15 protein-coding genes are annotated in these 18,261 nt (G+C 67.3%); 9 read left to right on the forward strand and 6 right to left on the reverse strand.

Annotated elements, in window-relative coordinates:
• Positions 1-3 precede the first annotated feature (3 nt).
• Genes ACYCAX_RS00225 through ACYCAX_RS00240 form a run of 4 tightly spaced genes read left to right on the forward strand, consistent with a single transcriptional unit; the run spans position 4 to position 5,757 of the window.
• The gene (locus tag ACYCAX_RS00225) at positions 4-1,545 is read left to right on the forward strand and encodes a TolC family protein (protein ID WP_460247209.1); all 1,542 of its coding nucleotides are present in this window, start codon (positions 4-6) and stop codon (positions 1,543-1,545) included.
• Positions 1,532-2,308 carry an efflux RND transporter periplasmic adaptor subunit gene (locus ACYCAX_RS00230; protein ID WP_460247210.1) on the forward strand — a complete coding sequence of 259 codons (777 nt, stop codon included), beginning with the start codon at positions 1,532-1,534 and terminating at the stop codon, positions 2,306-2,308. The genes ACYCAX_RS00225 and ACYCAX_RS00230 overlap by 14 nt, the downstream gene beginning before the upstream one ends.
• Entirely contained in the window at positions 2,301-3,641 is a 1,341-nt protein-coding gene (locus ACYCAX_RS00235; RefSeq protein WP_460247211.1) for an efflux RND transporter periplasmic adaptor subunit, read from the forward strand. The genes ACYCAX_RS00230 and ACYCAX_RS00235 overlap by 8 nt, the downstream gene beginning before the upstream one ends.
• A gap of 16 nt (positions 3,642-3,657) precedes the next feature.
• Positions 3,658-5,757 (forward strand): HlyD family efflux transporter periplasmic adaptor subunit, encoded by a 2,100-nt coding sequence (locus tag ACYCAX_RS00240; protein WP_460247212.1) that lies wholly within the window; start codon positions 3,658-3,660, stop codon positions 5,755-5,757.
• 279 nt (positions 5,758-6,036) lie between these two features.
• On the opposite strand, the gene codA is transcribed toward ACYCAX_RS00240, so the two are convergent.
• The 4 genes from codA to ACYCAX_RS00260 all read right to left on the reverse strand — a co-directional run bounded on the left by codA (position 6,037) and on the right by ACYCAX_RS00260 (position 10,324).
• Positions 6,037-7,278, reverse strand: a complete 1,242-nt coding sequence (gene codA / locus ACYCAX_RS00245; protein WP_294975751.1) for a cytosine deaminase — start codon at positions 7,276-7,278, stop codon at positions 6,037-6,039.
• 22 nt (positions 7,279-7,300) lie between these two features.
• On the reverse strand, positions 7,301-8,512 hold the full coding sequence (locus ACYCAX_RS00250) for a PucR family transcriptional regulator (RefSeq protein WP_294975749.1): 1,212 nt from the start codon (positions 8,510-8,512) through the stop codon (positions 7,301-7,303).
• Entirely contained in the window at positions 8,509-9,768 is a 1,260-nt protein-coding gene (codB, locus tag ACYCAX_RS00255; RefSeq protein WP_294975747.1) for a cytosine permease, read from the reverse strand. Before codB ends, ACYCAX_RS00250 begins: the two co-directional genes overlap by 4 nt.
• Positions 9,769-10,081: 313 nt before the next feature.
• Entirely contained in the window at positions 10,082-10,324 is a 243-nt protein-coding gene (locus ACYCAX_RS00260) for a DUF2790 domain-containing protein (RefSeq protein ID WP_015477326.1), read from the reverse strand.
• 261 nt (positions 10,325-10,585) lie between these two features.
• On the opposite strand from ACYCAX_RS00260, the gene ACYCAX_RS00265 reads away from it, so the two are divergent.
• Positions 10,586-11,548 (forward strand): GlxA family transcriptional regulator, encoded by a 963-nt coding sequence (locus ACYCAX_RS00265; protein ID WP_294975742.1) that lies wholly within the window; start codon positions 10,586-10,588, stop codon positions 11,546-11,548.
• A 313-nt stretch (positions 11,549-11,861) separates the two neighbouring features.
• Here the strand turns inward: ACYCAX_RS00265 and ACYCAX_RS00270 are convergent, their stop codons facing one another.
• A complete protein-coding gene (locus ACYCAX_RS00270) occupies positions 11,862-12,323 on the reverse strand; it encodes an Lrp/AsnC family transcriptional regulator (RefSeq protein ID WP_015477328.1) in 462 nt (153 codons plus the stop codon).
• 273 nt (positions 12,324-12,596) lie between these two features.
• On the opposite strand from ACYCAX_RS00270, the gene ACYCAX_RS00275 reads away from it, so the two are divergent.
• The 4 genes from ACYCAX_RS00275 to lpdA are packed head-to-tail and all read left to right on the forward strand — an operon-like array spanning position 12,597 to position 17,585.
• Entirely contained in the window at positions 12,597-13,829 is a 1,233-nt protein-coding gene (locus ACYCAX_RS00275) for a 3-methyl-2-oxobutanoate dehydrogenase (2-methylpropanoyl-transferring) subunit alpha (protein ID WP_015477329.1), read from the forward strand.
• Positions 13,826-14,878 carry an alpha-ketoacid dehydrogenase subunit beta gene (locus tag ACYCAX_RS00280; protein WP_041711981.1) on the forward strand — a complete coding sequence of 351 codons (1,053 nt, stop codon included), beginning with the start codon at positions 13,826-13,828 and terminating at the stop codon, positions 14,876-14,878. The genes ACYCAX_RS00275 and ACYCAX_RS00280 overlap by 4 nt, the downstream gene beginning before the upstream one ends.
• Positions 14,879-16,162, forward strand: a complete 1,284-nt coding sequence (locus ACYCAX_RS00285) for a dihydrolipoamide acetyltransferase family protein (RefSeq protein WP_294975735.1) — start codon at positions 14,879-14,881, stop codon at positions 16,160-16,162. It abuts the gene before it with no gap.
• Positions 16,163-16,178: 16 nt separating this feature from the next.
• Positions 16,179-17,585 (forward strand): dihydrolipoyl dehydrogenase, encoded by a 1,407-nt coding sequence (gene lpdA, locus ACYCAX_RS00290; RefSeq protein ID WP_460247213.1) that lies wholly within the window; start codon positions 16,179-16,181, stop codon positions 17,583-17,585.
• A gap of 52 nt (positions 17,586-17,637) precedes the next feature.
• Here lpdA and ACYCAX_RS00295 read toward each other — a convergent pair whose 3' ends face one another.
• Positions 17,638-18,057, reverse strand: a complete 420-nt coding sequence (locus ACYCAX_RS00295) for a cupin domain-containing protein (RefSeq protein ID WP_015477333.1) — start codon at positions 18,055-18,057, stop codon at positions 17,638-17,640.
• Positions 18,058-18,261 lie beyond the last annotated feature (204 nt).

Consider the following 18,261-nt stretch of genomic DNA (forward strand, 5'->3'; position numbering starts at 1 on the left):
CACATGCCCGCATACGCCCTGAAATGCCTGAGTGCCTCGATCGCCGCCACTGTCGTTCTGACGGCCTGTTCGTCATTCCAGCCCAAGCCCTACACCCAGGATGAAATGCGACAGCGGGTCATCGAAGACCAGGCGCGGATGTACAAGGAACAGGAGCCGGTGAACGGTCCGATCACCTTCTACGAAGCCTCCGCCCGAGCGTTGAAATACAACCTCGACTACCGCCTCAAGCTGCTGGAAAGCGCGCTGGCATCAGACCTGCGCGACGTCACCAGCCACGAGATGCTGCCGCGCCTGGTGGCCTCGGCCGGCTACGCCGGGCGCAACAACGATTCGGGCGGCACCTCCATCGGCATCGAGGACCGTCAGGTCAGCTTGCGCCCATCCACCTCCGAGGAGCGCTACCGCACGCTGTACAGCCTGGGACTGTCCTGGAGCCTGCTGGACTTCGGCGTCGCCTACTACCGCACCCAGCAGAAGAACGACCAGATGCTGATGGCCGAGGAACGCCGCGAGAAGGTCGCGCAGAACGTCCTGCAGGACGTGCGCAACGCCTACTGGCGCGCCCTGGGCGCCCAGCGCCTGCTGCCGGAAGTGGACGGCCTGCTGATGCGCACCCACCGCGCCCTGACCGCCGCCCGCGAGGCGGAAAACCAGGGCCTGCTGCCGCGCCAGGACATCCTCGCCTACCAGCGCGCCCTGCTCGACTCGGTATACATGCTCACCGTGCGCCGCCAGGACCTGGAGTTCGCCCGCGCCGAACTGGCCGCGCTGATGTCGCTGCCGCCCAACACCAGGATGGTGCTGGCCGACGTCAGCGAACAGCCGCTGCCGCTGGTCACCAGCAACACCGAGCAACTGGAGCGCCTGTCCCTGGAGCACCGTCCGGAAATCATGGAAGAGTGGTACAGAAAGCGCGTCGACATGAACGACCTGAAGATCGCCAAGGCGCAGCTGTGGCCCAACCTGAGCTTCAACTACGGCTACGAGTACGACTCCAACAAGTACCTGTACAACAACGACTGGAACCAGACCGGCGTCCAGGTCTCGATGAACCTCCTGCGCCTCTTGCAGTACCCGGACATCAAGGCCGCCGAAGAGAGCCAGGAGAAGACCGACGATATGCGCCGCACCGCACTGTCGATGGCCATCCTCACCCAGGTTCGCGTCGGCCTGCTGCGCTACCAGCTGGCGCGCCAGGAAGTGGAGTTCGCCAACGAAAGCCTGCGGGTCGACAAGAGCCTGCTCGACTACGCCCAGTCCGCCCGTGGCGCCGCCCTGGGCAGCGAGCTGGAGCTGATCCGCGCCGAAGGCCGCTACCTGCTCTCGCGCTACCAGCGCGAAGCCGCCTACTCCGACGCCCAGGCCGCCTGGGGCCGGCTGTACAACTCGGTGGGCTTCGAGGTGATGCCCAAGGAAATCGAGAACCACGACATCAAGACGCTTGCGCGGGAAATCCAACGCACGCTCGATGAGCAGTCCAGCAGCAACCTGCTCGCCAGCAGCCTCTCCAGCAGTGAAGGAAGTGCCAATGTCGCGCAGTAAATCGTCGTACCTGTTCCTCCCGCTCTGCCTGATGCTGCTGCAACCGGCGCTGGCCGCTGACGCCGGCGCGCCCCTGCCGCCGCTCCCGGGCAACGATCCGGGGGCGATTCGCGTGCTGCTGGTGGCCGACCTGGAAACCACCCTCTCCGCCCAGATGAACGGCACCCTCGGCGCGCTCAAGACCAGTCTCGGCGAAAAAGTCGCCAAGGACGCGCAACTGGCCCAACTCAACTGCGTGGAAGTCAACGCCCGCGCCAAGGTCGCCGCCGCCGAGCTGAACATGGCCCGCGCCAACCTTGCGGCCAAGCGCAACCTGCGCAAGCTCGATGCGGTGGGCGACCTGGAAGTGGCGATGGCCAGCACCGAAGTGGAAAAGGCCGACGGCGCTCTCACCCTGGCCCGCGCCCAGGCCAGCTACTGCCTGATCGACGCGCCCTTCTCCGGGCGCATCGCCAAGGTCTACGTCAAGCCGTACCAGACCGTCTCCGCCGGCACGCCGCTGTTCGACCTGGTCAGCGACGGCGCCCTGAAAGTCCGCCTCAACGTGCCCTCCTCGCTGCTGCCACGCCTGCAGCCGGGCATGCCGCTGCAAGTGGACATCCACGAAACCGGCAAGCACTACCCGGCCAAGGTCAGCGCGATCAACGCGCGGGTCGACGCCGTGGCGCAGACCGTGGAGCTGGAGGCGAAGCTGGACACCAGCTACCCCGAACTGATCGCCGGCATGAGCGGGGTCGCCCGCTTCCCCGAAAGCCATGAGTGAGCTGCTGCCGCCACCCCAGCTGCTGCTGAGCCTGGCCAATGTGCGGGACAAGGCGCTGGCGGCCGATTCGTACAACGGCCTGGCCTTCAGCATCGCCAACGACCTGTTCCCGCTGCTGCGCTTCCACCAGGCGCTGGTGTTCGCCTGCCACGACACGCGCAACGAACTGCTGGCCGTCTCCGGCCTGGCCAAGCCCACGGAAGACTCGCCCTACCTGGTCTGGCTCGAACGCGCCAGCCGCTGGATCGCCGCGCAACTGCCCGACACCGCGCCGGCCTGGCTCGCCCGCGAAGCCCTCGATCCGCCGCCGGACATCGCCGAAGGCTGGGCCGAATGGTGGCCCGCCGGACTCTGGTGCGTACCGTTGCACGACCGCGCCGGCCAGCGCCAGGGGCTGGTGCTGTTCCTCCTCGACGAGGCACCGGCGCGTAACCTGCAACCGCTGCTGCAAGGCGTCTGGCAGACCTGGGCGCACGCCTGGGCCGCCTTCGGGCCACGTCCGCGCCTGCGCTTCTGGCGGCCGAGCAAGCGTCAACTGCTGATCGGCGCGGTCGCCCTGGCCGCGCTGCTGCTGATCCCGGTACGGCAGACGGCCCTGGCGCCGGCGGAAGTCGTGTCGCGCAACGCCCAGATGATCAGCTCGCCCATCGACGGCGTGATCGCGCAGATGCTGGTGCGACCCAACCAGAGCGTGGAAGTCGGCACGCCGCTGTTCGTACTGGATGAAACCACCCTGCGCAGCCGCGCCGAAGTGCTGGCCAAGGAAGTCGCGGTAGCCGACGCCGAGCTGATGGCGGCGAGCCAGCGCGCCTTCGACAACCCGCAGAGCAAGAGCGAACTGACGGTGCTCGACGGCCGCGCCCGCCAGCGCCGCGCCGAACTGGCCGCCGTGCAGGCGCAGTTGGCGCGCACCCGCGTGCTCTCGCCGCGCGCCGGCGTCGCGGTGTACAGCGACCCCAACGACTGGCTGGGCAAGCCGGTGGTCACCGGCGAACGCATCCTCCAGGTGGCCGACCCGAGCAAACCGGGCATGCGCATCCAGCTGCCGGTGGCCGACGCCATCGCCCTGGAGCCGGGGGCGAAGGTCGCGCTGTTCCTCACCGCCTATCCGCTCGACCCGCTGCACGGGGAAATCCTCGAAACCAGCTACCAGGCCAAGCCCAGCGACGAAGGCGTGGCCTCCTACCGCCTGCTGGCCAGCGTGGAAAACGCCCCGCCGCACGCCCGCCTCGGCCTGCACGGCACCGCCAAGCTCTACGGCGAACGCGTGGTGCTCGGCTATTACCTGCTGCGCCGGCCGCTGGCCTCGCTGCGCGCCTGGACCGGCTGGTGATGGAGAGAGTCTGGTGATGGACACTGCCGTCGAAGACCTGCCCACCCCGCCCCTGCGCGACGACCTGCGCCTGAGCGAAGCCGCGCCCGGCCCCAACGGCGAACCGGTGTGGGTGATCCAGGACTGCGTGCTCAACCGGTTCTACCGCATCGGCTGGCTGGAGTTCGAATGCCTGCTGCGCTGGGAACAGACACCCCGGCAGATCAGCGAACAGATCGCCGAGCAGACCGCGCTCAAGCCCGACACCGAGCAGGTGCTGGGCTTCCGCCAGTTCCTCGAATACCACCAGTTGCTGCGCTCCGGCCCCGAAGCCCTGGCGCGCCTGCAGGCACGCAGCGAAGGCAGCCAGTGGACCACCTGGAAATGGTGGCTGCACCACTACCTGTTCTTCCGCATCCCGCTGATCCGCCCGCAGCGCTTCCTGCGCGCCATCGCCGGCAGCCTCGCCTGGCTGTTCAACCGCTTCACGGCGGCGCTGGTGCTGCTGCTCAGCCTCGCCGGCATCGTGCTGGTCACGCACCAGTGGGACACCTTCACCCACGATGTGGTGGAATCCTTCTCCTTCGAGGGCCTGCTCAGCTTCGCCGCCGCGCTGGTGGTGGCCAAGACGTTGCACGAGATGGGCCACGCGCTGGTGGCGACCCGGCTGGGGCTCAAGGTCGCGCACATGGGCATCGCCTTCGTGGTGATGTGGCCGATGCTCTACACCGACACCGGGGAAAGCTGGAAACTGCGCAGCAACCGCCAGCGTCTGGCCATCGCCAGCGCCGGCATCGTCACCGAACTGGGCCTGGCCGGGCTCTCGACGCTGGGCTGGGCGCTGGCCGATCCCGGCCCCTTGCGCAACGCCTTGCTGTACCTGGCCACCACCAGTTGGGCGCTGTCGCTGGCGCTGAACGCCAGCCCCTTCATGCGTTTCGACGGCTACTTCATCCTCTCCGACCTGCTGGACTTCCCCAACCTGCACGAACGCGCAAGCGCCCTGGCCCGCACCACCCTGCGCCGCAACCTGCTCGGTCTGGACGAGCCGTGGGCGGAACACTTCCCCACCGGCAAGCGCCGCCTGCTGGTGGCGTTCGCCTTCGGCACCTGGGTCTACCGCCTGCTGCTGTTCCTCGGCATCGCCGTGGCGGTCTATTACTTCTTCTTCAAACTGCTGGGGATCTTCCTGTTCGCCGTGGAAATCAGCTGGTTCATCGTTCAGCCCGTGTGGCGTGAACTCAAGGTCTGGTGGCAGCGCCGTGGGGAAGTGAAGCCGCGGCGCAAACTGGTTTTCCTGGCACTGCTTGGCGCCGTACTGCTCCTGCTGGCGGTGCCCTGGCGCACCCAGGTCCACGCGATGGGCGTGGCCCGCGCGGCGCAGCAGTTGCACGTCTATGCGCCGTTCCCTGCGCTGCTGCGCGATGTGCGCTCCGGCGGTGAAGTCGCCAAGGGCGAAACCCTGGCGGTAATGGAAGAACCGGACATCGCCGCCAGGGTACGCGGCAGCGAAGCCAGCATCCGCGGCTACGAAGGCCGCCTGGCCGGCATGCTCGCCGACCCGCAGGGGCTCGCCGAGGAAGCCGTCACCCGCCAGCGCCTGGGCGTGGAATACCAGCAGGCCCGCGCCGCCCGCAACGAGATGGCCCGCCTGACGCTGCAAGCGCCCTTCGCCGGCCGCTGGATGGATGTGAACCCGGAGTGGAAAGCCGGCCAGTGGATCAATACCCGCGAGCCGATCGGCGTGCTGGTCGATCCGGGTTCCTGGCTGGTGGACGCCTACGTCAAGCAGGACGAGGTGCAGCGCCTCACCGACGGCGGCCGCGTGCGCTTCTACCCCGAGGGCGTGCCCAGCCCCATCGACGGCCAGGTGGTGCTGATCGGCACCACCCGCGTCAGCCAGTTGGAGCAGCCGATGCTCGCCTCGCGCTACGGCGGCCCGCTGAACGTCAACGCCCAGGGCGACGCGCTGGTACCCAATCCGGCGCTGTTCCACGTGCTGGTGAAACTGGAGGAAGCGCCGCCGAACCTGCATGAAACGCGTGGGCACCTGCAGATCGATGGCGCCCGGCGCAGCTGGCTGGGGGAAGGCTTGACCCGGTTGCTGGCGGTGGCGTTGCGGGAGAGCGGATTCTAGCGGCGCGGCCCCCTCCGGGTGACGAGGCACATGCCCGCTCCTACGGGAGCAAAGCGCTCAGCTTCGGGACTGCTGGTGAATCCGTTCGCGAGCAAGCTCGCTCCTACAAGGGCGGGGCGGCTTCGGGCGCTTTCGTAGGAGCGGACTTCGCCCGCGATGCCCTGTTCTTCGTACGCAATCAGGCGCCGCGCGATCCGCCGCGCCGTGAGCCGAAGGCCGAAGGTCTTTACCAAGACTTTTCGGCCATTCGCCGCTTCCGCAAGAAACCCGGGTGGTCGATCAGCCCTCGACCAGCTCCACCTTCTCCGGCTCGCGTTTCATCAGCACGCGGCCATTGCGGATCGAGTACAGCGCCTTGGTCTGCTGGCGCACTGCCTCATAGTCGCTCTCCACCCCCAGCACCAGCAGGTTGGCCGGGCGGCCGGCGGCGATGCCGTAGCGCGCGCCCAGGTTCAGCGCGCGGGCGCTGTTGTCGGTGACCAGGTCCAGTGCGCGTTGCAGGTCGTCGAAGCCCATCATGTGGCAGATGTGCAGGCCGGCATCCAGCACGCGCAGGATGTTGCCGTTGCCCAGCGGGTACCACGGGTCCTTGATCGAATCCTGGCCGAAGCAGACGTTCATGCCGGCGCGGTCGATCTCGGCCACGCGGGTCACGCCACGGCGTTTCGGGAAGGTGTCGAAGCGGCCCTGCAGGTGGATGCTCTCGGTCGGACAGGAGACGAAGTTGATGCCCGAACGCTTGAGCAGGCGGAACAGCTTGGAGCAGTAGGCGTTGTCGTAGGAGCCCATCGCGGTGGTGTGGCTGGCGGTGACGCGACCACCCATGCCGCGCACGCGGGCTTCTTCGGCGAGCACTTCGAGGAAGCGCGAGTTCGGGTCGTCGGTCTCGTCGCAGTGCACGTCCACCAGGCAGCCGGTGCGCTCGGCCAGGTCCATCAGGAACTTGATCGAGCTGACGCCCTGCTCGCGGGTGTTCTCGAAGTGCGGAATGCCGCCGACCACGTCCGCGCCCAGGCGGATCGCCTCTTCCATCAGCTCGCGGCCGCCCTCGTAGGACTCGATGCCCTCCTGCGGGAAGGCGACGATCTGCAGGTCGACCAGGTGCCGCGCTTCTTCACGAACCTCCACCATGGCCTTGAGCGCGGCCAGGGTCGGATCGGTCACGTCGACGTGGGTGCGCACGTGCTGGATGCCGTGGGCGGCCAGCATGCGGATGGTGGCGTGGGCGCGGGACTTGGTGTCCGCGTGCGTGATGGTTTCCTTGCGCTGGGCCCAGCGCTCGATGCCCTCGAACAGCGTGCCGCTCATGTTCCATTCCGGCTCGCCAGCGGTCAGGGTGGCGTCGAGGTGGATGTGCGGTTCCACCAGTGGAGCGATGGCCAGGTTGCCGCGGGCATCGATGTCGTCGCCGCTGGCGGCTACGCTGCCGGCTTGCTGGACGACTTCGGCGATGACATCGCCTTCGCAGCGGATGGTGAACAGGCCGGTCTGCTTGCGCAGCGAGGCGTTGATGATTTTCATGGGCTCGGAGGTCCTCTTCAGGCTATTCGTGGCGCGGCGCAGCGGACATGCGCCAGATGAGCAGCGCCACGGAGGTATTCAGGCGGAACTGCGCGTCGTCCAGGGACTGGCCGCTCAGGGCCTCGATCCGCGCGATCCGCTGGTTCAGGGTGTTGCGGTGGATGCCCAGGCGCTGTGCCGCCCTGAGCGCGTTGCCGCCTTCCTGGACGAGCGCGTCGAGCGTCTCGATCAGCAGGTGCGGCTGCTTGCGGCCCGCTTCAATCAGCGGGCCGAGGGTGTCCTTCATGAACTGCTCGACCACCGCGCGATCGGGAATCGCCCGCAGCAGGCGCAGCACACCCAGCTCACGGTAGTCGCAGAAGCCGCCGGGCGCCTGCATGCCTTCGGCGACATCCAGCGCCTGGCGTGCCTCGAGCAGCGCGCGGGGAAACTCGGCGCAGGATTCGGCGCGGGCGGAAAGTCCGAGGTAGGCACGTAGCGGCGCCAGTTCCTGTTGCAGCGCGGCGGCCAGGGCGTGCAGTTCGGCACGCTCGACCTCCGTCAGCAGGAGGACGAACAGGTCACCCTGGATCACCACCGGCAGGCGCTCGGGGCGCTCCTGCTGCCAGTTCTCCAGGTGGTCGAGCAGACGCTGGCGGGTCTGCTGCAAGGCGCGCTCGGCCTCTTCGGGCTCGTGCCGCTGGAACAGCGTATCGACACCGGACAGCCGCAGCGCCACCAGGCGGCGCGGCGTCTCCAGCGGCAACTCCAGGTGCCGGGCGCGGCGGCGGACGATCTCCAGGCTCGGGAAATCTCCGCTGAGCAACTGGCCGAGGATGTCCCGGCGCGAGGTCTTCACCTGGGTCATCTGCACCAGCGCCGTGCCGATCAGGTGGGTGACGATGACCATCTTCAGCGCATAGGGCTGCTCGATCAGCGGCAGGCCTTCCACTTCGGCCAGATGAACCACGCACGGCGGGATGCGCTGGATGAACTCGTCACCGGTGAGGATGACGATGCCGGCGATGCCGCTGGCGACGCCTTCGCGCACCAGCTGCAGCAGGTTGGCTTCGTCACGGCTGTGGTTGATGCCGGTGACGAACACCAGCTCGCCGCCCATCACCCACTCGGCGATGCCGACGTTCTCCGCCACGTAGGACCAGCGTACGCTGCGATGCAGATTGCGCGCGCCGGCCCGCAGCGCGAGGCTTTCCAGCCCCGGCAGGCGGAGGATTTCCTCGACGCTCAGGCTCAAGCGCGCGGCTCGGCCACCGGCGCGCGGGCGCGGGTGACTTCGGTGAGCACGACGTAGCAGAAGGCCGAGGCGGCGATGCCCACCAGCGGCGCGATCCACGGCGAGGCGTAGGCGAGACCCGCGCCGACCGCGTAGGACGCAAGGCCCATGACGTTGAACGCAGGGATATGCGTGCCCACCAGCGCCGGGTATTCACCGCGGTTGCGGTACCAGTAGTCGGCCATGATCACGCCACCCAGCGGCGGGATGATCGAGCCCAGCAGCACCAGGAACGGGATCAGCCATTCGTACATGCCGCCGATGGCGAGGACGATGCCGATGCCGGCGGCCAGCAGGGTCATGCTGCGGCGACGCTCGCTGCGCACCAGGTGGCAGGCGGCGGCGGAGACGTTGTAGATGGTCGGGCCCTGGATGGTCCACAGGTTCAGGCAGAGCATGATCACCGCGGCGAAGGACAGGCCCTGCAGCACCATCACTTCGACGATGTCGGCGTTCTGGTAGACGATGGCGCACCAGGCGCCGGCGACGATCATCAGGCCGTTGCCGATGAGGAAGGCGACCACGCTGGCGATCACCGCGATGCGCCCGCTGCGGGCCATGCGCGTCCAGTTGGTGGCCTGGGTCGCGCCGCTGGCGAAGGTGCCGAAGACCATGGTCACGGCGGCGGAGAAGGTCAACGTCTGGCTCGGCTCCTTCGCCAGCAGGCCGCTCCAGCCGCCGGCGTGGTTGGTGGCGATGACCATCGATGCCACCAGCAGGATGAACATCAGCGGCACGGACACGCGGGACATGATGTCCAGGCCCTTGAAGCCGATGATCGCGGTGATCGAGAAGAGCAGGCCGAACACCACCATCAGCGGGATGTTCAGCCACGCCGGCAGCGACAGCATCTTCACCAGCACGATGGCCACGGTGGCAGTGCCCCAGGCGTACCAGCCCAGTTCGGCGAAGCCGAGCAGGAAGTCGGACAGCTTGCTGCCGCGCTCGCCGAAGCAGAACCGGCCCATCAGCACGGTGTTCAGGCCGCTGCGCGAGGCGATCAGGCCCAGGGCGGCGGCGTAGATGGCGAGCAGCACGTTGCCGATGAAGGCGACCCAGAGCATGTCGACGAAATCGAAGGCCATGCCGATCTTGCCGCCGGCGAACATGGTGCCGGTGAAGAAGGTGAAGCTGAACAGGACCATGGCGATGGGCAGCAGGCCTTTGCGCCCTTCCCTGGGCGTCGCGCTCAGGGGGAATTCACTGGGGGAACTCATCTCGGCTTTTTTCATCGGAGCATTCCGCGAGGATTGGTTGAGGACTCCCGGCACAACGCAAATAGCGGGCCGGAAAAGCCAATCAGGAACGACGCGGAAATTTTGAGCATGTCGAACATTGTGAACTGTTCACAATGCACACTTCCGGTGGGTGTAACGGCGTTTCAAGATAGCTCAAATGTGCATTGTGCGGATTTTCGGGGCACGATGCAGCTTTTTCGCACCAAAACCTGACGAAACCCTGACTTGAGTTCCTACCGCTCAGCGGGAATCGCCGGACCGTTGCACCCTCTGCCGAACGTCTGGAGCAGGCTCAGACGTCGCTGCAGCGCGTGGTCTGGCGCAAATAGCGTACGGCACGAACCTGCCCGTGGGAGTCCAGGTAGGTCATGGTCGCCAGGCTGACTTCGCAGCGCTCGTTGGGCTGCTCGATGCGCAGTACCTTGGCCACGTCCAGCGGCATGCCGTACCGATAGACCGGCGCCTCTTCGGCGAAAGCGGTGAGCGAAAGCAGTGCGGCGGGAACAGCGAACAGAAGAGCAAGCGTGGATTTCATGGCAGGAACCTCGGGGATCACACGGGTCGCGTTGATCGTGGCCCACAGCCATTGAATCTAGACCAGCCGCCGCCAAGGACACAGAGCGACTTCGGCAATGAATTTATTCAGACCGCGCAATAATGGCGCCTTGCGATAGCGTGGCGCGGCACGACTGTGACGTTCGTTGTCGGCTGATTGGCAGAATTCACACTCTCGTTGAATTTGCAGCCAGGGCGATCCCCCGCAAGAATGAGTGCCATCGATCGGATCGGAGGCACCATGAAGCGCGTGGCCATGCTGCTGTTTCCCGGCGTGCAGGCGCTGGACGTTTCCGGGCCGCTGGACGTGTTCGCCGAGGCCAACGCCTTCGTCGCGCCTGGCCAGGGCTACCAGGTGATCACCCTGGCCGCGCCGCCCCTGCCCTTGCGTGCCTCCAACGGCCAGTTGCTGGGCGCCGACCTCAGCCTCGCCCAGGGCCTGGCCGCCGCCGACATCCTGCTGGTGCCCGGCGGGCCGGCGCTGCCCGACGAAACGCCCGGCGCCGAACTGCTCGACTGGCTACGCGCGGCCTGCGCCCAGGTGCCGCGCTACGGTTCGATCTGTACCGGGGCCTTTCTCCTCGGCCACGCGGGGCTGCTGGATGGCAAGCGCGTGACCACCCACTGGAACGATACGCAACGGCTGGCGGAGCTGTTCCCGCAAGCACGGGTGGAGCCGGACCGCATCCACGTGCGCGACGGCGCGCTGGTGACCTCGGCGGGCGTCACCGCCGGCATCGATCTGGCCCTGGCGCTGGTGGCGGAAGACCACGGCGCGGCGGTGGCGCTGTCGGTCGCCAAGCGCCTGCTGGTGGTGGCGCAGCGGCAAGGCGGGCAGTCGCAGTTCAGCCCTTTCCTCCGGGCTCCCGTGGACGAGCGCTCGCCGGTGGCGCGCATCCAGCGCCATGTGCAGGAACATCTCGACCAGCCACTGGGCGTGCCGCAATTGGCCGCCAAAGTGGCCATGAGCCCACGCAGCTTCGCCCGTATCTTCGTGCGCGAAGCCGGCGTGACACCGGCCGAGTTCGTCCAGCGCGCCCGCCTCGACGCCGCGCGCGGCTTGCTGGAGGGTAGCGACCTGGCATTGAAGGTGATCGCCTGGCACTGCGGCTTCGGCAGCGCGGCGCGGATGCGACGGGTGTTCGTGCAGCGACTGGGCGTGACGCCGACGCAGTATCGCGAGCAGTTTCGCCGCGAGGGCTGATCGGGTGCGCTTTTCGTAGGAGCGAGCTTGCTCGCGAACCCGCCGCCGGGCGTGGCATCCACCCGATCGCGGATAAATCCGCTCCTGCAAGAACCGGCACCCATTTCGCGCAAGCGTACAAGCGGACGCTGTCCGCGATGACTTCCAACCACTGCGGACAGATCGGTTCGCGAGCAAGCTCGCTCCTACAATCCAGCCGGAGGGCCCCGGTTGGATTCGCGGACAAGGTCCGCTCCCACAGGTAGATGCGGGTGCGCTCCCGTACAAGCGGACCTTGTGCGCTAAATCTGCGCCCCCGCGCCAGAGCTTGCGGCTAGATCGGTGGCGCCGAGCGCAGCATCACCGACTTCAACGCGAACGCCGACTTGATCCCCGCCACACCGGGAATCTGCGTCAGCGTGTTGGTCAGGAACAACTGGTACGCCGACAGGTCCTTCACCACCACCCGCAGCATGTAGTCGGCGTCGCCGGTCATCTGGAAGCAGCTCATCACCTGCGGCGCCTGGACGATGCGTTCCTCGAACCGCGCGAGGTAGTCGCCGGTCTGTTTTTCCAGGGACACCGAGACGAACACGCTCATGCCGCCGGACAGGCGCTCCTCGTCGAGGCGCGCAAAGTAACCCTGGATGTACTGCTCTTCCTCCAGGCGGCGCACCCGGCGCAAGGTCGGGGTCAGCGACAGGCCGATGTTCTGCGCGAGATCGCGCCAGGAGAGCCGGCCATCGTCGGCCAGGGCGCGGAGGATTTTCAGGTCGGTGCGGTCCAGGTCAGCCATTTTTCCTCGTACTACGGACGGTTGTTTTTATAGTTCAAACACACTAATCCGTAACTTCGGAGCTAGTCAATTTGGAGCAAAAAACCAAGCGGTCACACCTATACTGAAACCACAACTACAACAACCGAGGACCTCACCATGAGTGATGTCACCACCCGCTGCGCGACCCCGCGCGGCCCCCGCACCGTAGCCCGACCCGGCCGGGTGCATCCGCCAGGCCTGGTGTCTTCCGTCTGCTGATCCACACCCAACGATCACACCTGGAGACCCGCCATGACCGACTACGCTCCGCTCCGCCTGCACGTCCCCGAACCCACCGGACGCCCGGGCTGCAAGACTGACTTCTCCTACCTGCACCTCTCGCCCGCCGGCGAGGTGCGCAAGCCCGCCGTCGACGTTGAACCCGCGCAGACCACCGACCTGGCCTTCAGCCTGGTGCGTGTGCTCGACGACGAAGGCAACGCCCTCGGCCCCTGGGCCCCGGACCTGAGCCACGAGCAGTTGCTGCGCGGCATGCGCGCCATGCTCAAGACGCGCATCTTCGACGCGCGCATGCTCACCGCCCAGCGCCAGAAGAAAATGTCCTTCTACATGCAGTGCCTGGGCGAGGAAGCCATCGCCACCGCCCACACGATGGCGCTGCAGGATGGCGACATGTGCTTCCCGACCTATCGCCAGCAAGGCATCCTGATCACCCGCGACTACCCGCTGAAGGACATGATCTGCCAGTTGCTCTCCAACGAGGCCGACCCGCTCAAGGGCCGTCAGCTGCCGATCATGTATTCCAGCCGCGAATACGGTTTCTTCTCCATCTCCGGCAACCTCGCCACCCAGTTCATCCAGGCCGTCGGCTGGGGCATGGCCTCGGCGATCAAGGGCGATACCAAGATCGCCTCGGCCTGGATCGGCGACGGCGCCACCGCCGAATCGGACTTCCACACCGCCCTCACCTTCGCCCACGTCTACCGCGCTCCGGTGATCCTCAACGTGGTCAACAACCAGTGGGCTATCTCCACCTTCCAGGCCATCGCCGGCGGTGAAGGCACCACCTTCGCTAACCGTGGCGTGGGCTGCGGCATCGCCTCGCTGCGGGTGGACGGCAACGACTTCCTCGCCGTCTACGCCGCCTCGCAATGGGCCGCCGAGCGCGCCCGCCGTGGCTTTGGGCCGAGCCTGATCGAATGGGTCACCTACCGCGCGGGCCCGCACTCCACCTCGGACGATCCGTCCAAGTACCGCCCCGCCGACGACTGGACCAGCTTCCCCCTGGGCGACCCGATCGCCCGCCTGAAGCAGCACCTGATCGGCCTCGGCATCTGGTCCGAGGAGCAGCAGGACGCGCTGCAGAAGGAACTGGAAGCCGAAGTGATCGCCGCGCAGAAACAGGCCGAGCGCCACGGCTCGCTGGTGGACGGCCACGTGTTCAGCGCCGCCAACCTGTTCGACGACGTCTACAAGGACCTGCCGGAACACCTGCGCCGGCAGCGCCAGGAGCTCGGGGTATGAATGCCATGAATCCGCAACACGAGAACGCCCAGGCGGTCACCAGCATGACCATGATCCAGGCGCTGCGCTCGGCGATGGACGTGATGCTCGAACGCGACGACAACGTGGTGGTGTTCGGCCAGGACGTGGGCTACTTCGGCGGCGTATTCCGCTGCACTGAAGGCCTGCAGAAGAAATACGGCACCTCGCGGGTGTTCGATGCGCCGATCTCCGAGAGCGGCATCATCGGCGCCGCCGTCGGCATGTGCGCCTACGGCCTGCGTCCGGTGGTGGAAATCCAGTTCGCCGACTACGTCTACCCGGCCACCGACCAACTGGTGTCGGAGGCCGCGCGCATCCGCTACCGCTCGGTGGGCGACTTCGTCGTGCCGATGGTGGTGCGCATGCCCTGCGGCGGCGGCATCTACGGCGGCCAGACGCACAGCCAGAGCCCGGAGGCGATGTTCACCCAGGTCTGCGGCCTGCGCACCGTCATGCCGTCCAACCCGTACGACGCCAAGGGTCTGCTGATCGCCTGCATCGAGAACGACGACCCGGTGATCTTCCTCGAACCCAAGCGCCTGTATAACGGCCCGTTCGACGGCCACCACGACCGCCCGGTGACGCCCTGGTCCAAGCACCCGGCCAGCCAGGTGCCGGAGGGTTACTACAGCGTGCCGCTGGACAAGGCCGTCATCGCCCGCCCCGGCTCCGAACTGACCGTGCTGACCTACGGCACCACCGTCTACGTGGCGCAGACCGCCGCCGAGGAAACCGGCGTCGATGCCGAGATCATCGACCTGCGCAGCCTCTGGCCGCTGGATCTGGACACCATCGTAGAGTCGGTGAAGAAGACCGGCCGCTGCGTCATCGTCCACGAGGCCACCCGCACCTGCGGCTATGGCGCCGAGCTGATGTCGCTGGTCCAGGAGAACTGCTTCCACCACCTCGAATCGCCCATCGTGCGCGTGACCGGCTGGGACACCCCCTACCCGCACGCCCAGGAATGGGACTACTTCCCCGGGCCCGCGCGCGTCGGCGCGGCCTTCAAGCGCGCGATGGAGGTCTGAATGGGCACTCACGTCATCAAGATGCCGGACATCGGCGAAGGTATCGCCGAAGTCGAGCTGGTGGAGTGGCATGTCCAGGTCGGCGATGAGGTCCAGGAAGACCAACTGCTGGCCGAGGTCATGACCGACAAGGCCACCGTGGAAATCCCCTCGCCGGTGGCCGGGAAGATCCTCGCCCTGGGCGGCGTACCGGGCCAGGTGATGGCCGTGGGCGGCGAGCTGATCCGCCTGGAAGTGGAAGGCCACGGCAACCACCGCGAAGCCGCGCAACCCAAGGCCCACGAAGAAGCCCCGGCGAGACCGGAAGCCAAACCGGCATCCGTCGCCGAAGCGCCCAAGCCGGCGCCGCGCGTCGAGAGCAAACCGGTCGCCCCGGCCGCGCGCCCTGCTCCTTCGCCAGCCCCGCGCCGTGCGCCGGGTGAGAAGCCGCTGGCCTCGCCGGCGGTGCGCCAGCGTGCCCGCGATCTGGGCGTGGAATTGCAGTTCGTCCAGGGCAGCGGCCCGGCCGGACGCATCCTGCGCGAAGACCTGGAGCACTACCTGGAACATGGCGGCGCGACCATCGCCTCCGGCTACGCCGCGCGCCACGACGAGCACCAGATCCCGGTGATCGGCCTGCGCCGCAAGATCGCGCAGAAGATGGCCGAAGCCAAGCGACGCATTCCGCACTTCAGCTACGTCGAGGAAATCGACGTCACTGACCTGGAAGCCCTGCGCGTCCACCTCAACGCCAGGCACAGCGCGGCGCGCGGCAAGCTGACCCTGCTGCCCTTCATCGCCCGCGCCCTGGTCGTCGCCCTGCGCGACTTCCCGCAGCTCAACGCGCGCTATGACGACGAAGCCGACGTGATCACCCGCTACGGCGCGGTGCACCTGGGCATCGCCACCCAGAGCGACAACGGCCTGATGGTGCCGGTGCTGCGCAACGCCGAGTCCCGTGACCTGTGGGGCAACGCCACGGAAGTGGCGCGCCTGGCCGAAGCCGCGCGCCACGGCAAGGCCAGCCGCGAGGAACTGTCCGGCTCGACCATCACCCTGAGCAGCCTCGGCGCCCTGGGCGGCATCGTCAGCACACCGGTGATCAACCTGCCGGAAGTCGCCATCGTCGGCGTCAACCGCATGGTCGAGCGGCCGATGGTGGTCAACGGGCAGATCGTGGTGCGCAAGATGATGAACCTGTCTTCGTCCTTCGATCACCGGGTGGTCGACGGCATGGACGCGGCGGCCTTCATCCAGGCCGTGCGCGCCCTGCTCGAACATCCCGCCACCCTGTTCATCGATTGATAGCCGGAGCACAGACGTGAAACAGAACCAGACTCTGGAAACCACCCTGCTGGTGATCGGCGGCGGTCCCGGCGGCTACATCGCGGCGATCCGCGCCGGCCAACTGGGCGTGCGCACCGTCCTGGTGGAAGGCGCCGCCCTGGGCGGCACCTGCCTGAACATCGGCTGCATCCCCTCCAAGGCGCTGATCCACGCCGCCGAGGAATACCTCAAGGCCCGCGAGTTCGCCGGCAAGTCTCCGCTGGGCATCAGCGTGCAGGCGCCGGGCATCGACATCCAGCGCACCGTGGAATGGAAGGACGGCATCGTCGACCGCCTGACCACCGGCGTCGCCGCGCTGCTGAAGAAGCACGGCGTCACCGTGGTGAACGGCTGGGCGAAAGTGGTCGACGGCAAGACCGTGGACGTCGATCTCGCCGACGGCGGCACGCAGCACATCCATACCGAGCACCTGCTGCTGGCGGCGGGCTCGAAGTCCGTGGAGCTGCCGTTCCTGCCACTCGGCGGCAATGTGATCTCCTCCACCGAGGCCCTGGCGCCCAAGGCGCTGCCCAGGCGCCTGGCGGTGGTCGGCGGCGGCTACATCGGCCTGGAACTGGGCACCGCCTACCGCAAGCTGGGCGTCGAGGTCACGGTGGTGGAAGCGCAGCCGCGCATCCTGCCCACCTATGACGAGGAACTGACCAAGCCGGTGACCAACGCCCTGCGCAAGCTGGGCATCGAGCTGTACCTGGGCCACAGCGTCATGGGCCTGGAGCCCGATGGCAAAGGTTTGCGCGTGCAGGACGCTACGGGCTCGCAACGGGTGATCGAGACCGACCAGGTACTGGTCGCCGTCGGCCGCCACCCCAATGCCACGGGCTGGAACCTGGAAAGCCTGTGCCTGGACATGAACGGCCGCGCCGTGAAGATCGACGAGCAATGCCGCACCTCCATGCGCAATGTCTGGGCCATCGGCGACATCGCCGGCGAACCCATGCTGGCCCACCGCGCGATGGCCCAGGGCGAGATGGTCGCCGAGATCATCGCCGGCAAGCGCCGCGCCTTTACCCCCACGGCGATCCCGGCGGTGTGTTTCACCGATCCCGAGGTGGTGGTGGTCGGCCTCTCGCCGGAGCAGGCGAAAGCCGCCGGCCATGAGGTACTGACGGCGAACTTCCCGTTCGCCGCCAACGGCCGCGCCATGACCCTGGAGTCCAGCGACGGCTTCGTCCGCGTCGTGGCGCGCAAGGACAACCACCTGATCCTCGGCTGGCAGGCCGTGGGCAAGGCGGTCTCGGAGCTGTCCACGGCCTTCGTGCAGTCGCTGGAAATGGGCGCCTGCCTGGAAGACATCGCCGGCACCATCCACGCCCATCCGACCCTCGGCGAAGCGGTTCAGGAAGCGGCGCTGCGGGCGCTGGGCCACGCGCTGCACATCTGATCCCGCCTCACCTCCCCTCTGACCCGCCAATTGGCGGGTCTTTTTTTGCACATCACTTCTTCAGCGGCGTCAGCACCGGTGCGTCTTCGTCCAGCAGCATCCACACCAGCAGCTTGGCCGGTTGCTGAGTGCTGGCGTTGCGCGACACCAGGTGAGGTGTATTGGGTGCTTCGTACCAGGATTGTCCGGCGTGGTAGGTCACCGGCTCCTGCCCTTCGAGCTGCGAGACCACCGCGCCTTCGAGCACATAGGCGAACACCGAGCCGCTGTGCACGTGGGCGCCGGACGCCTGCCCCGGCGCATAGGCGACGGTGATCATCAGGCCTTTCTTGCCGGGGGCGTCGGGCAGTTTCTGCTCCTGCTGCACGGCGATCCGTTCGCGGTTGCCCGCTTCGTCATGAGCGAAGGTCGGCAGGCTCAGGGCCAGTCCCAGACCGGCGAGCAGGAGTTTCAGGGCGTTGGATACGGGCATGGTGGCTACCTTGGGCAGTGGGAACGTGGGTCCACGCTACGCCCGGAGGCGATGAGGGCCAACAGCCAATTCGGCGGAAGATCGGGGGGCCATTGCGTGGTTTTGTGTGCGCCGGGGTTCGCGAGCAAGCTCGCTCCTACAAAAGAGAAAGAGCGGTCCGGTGTTACCTGTAGGAGCGAGCTTGCTCGCGAACCCGAACGGCAC

The sequence above is a fragment of the Pseudomonas sp. MT3 genome (genome assembly GCF_054720805.1).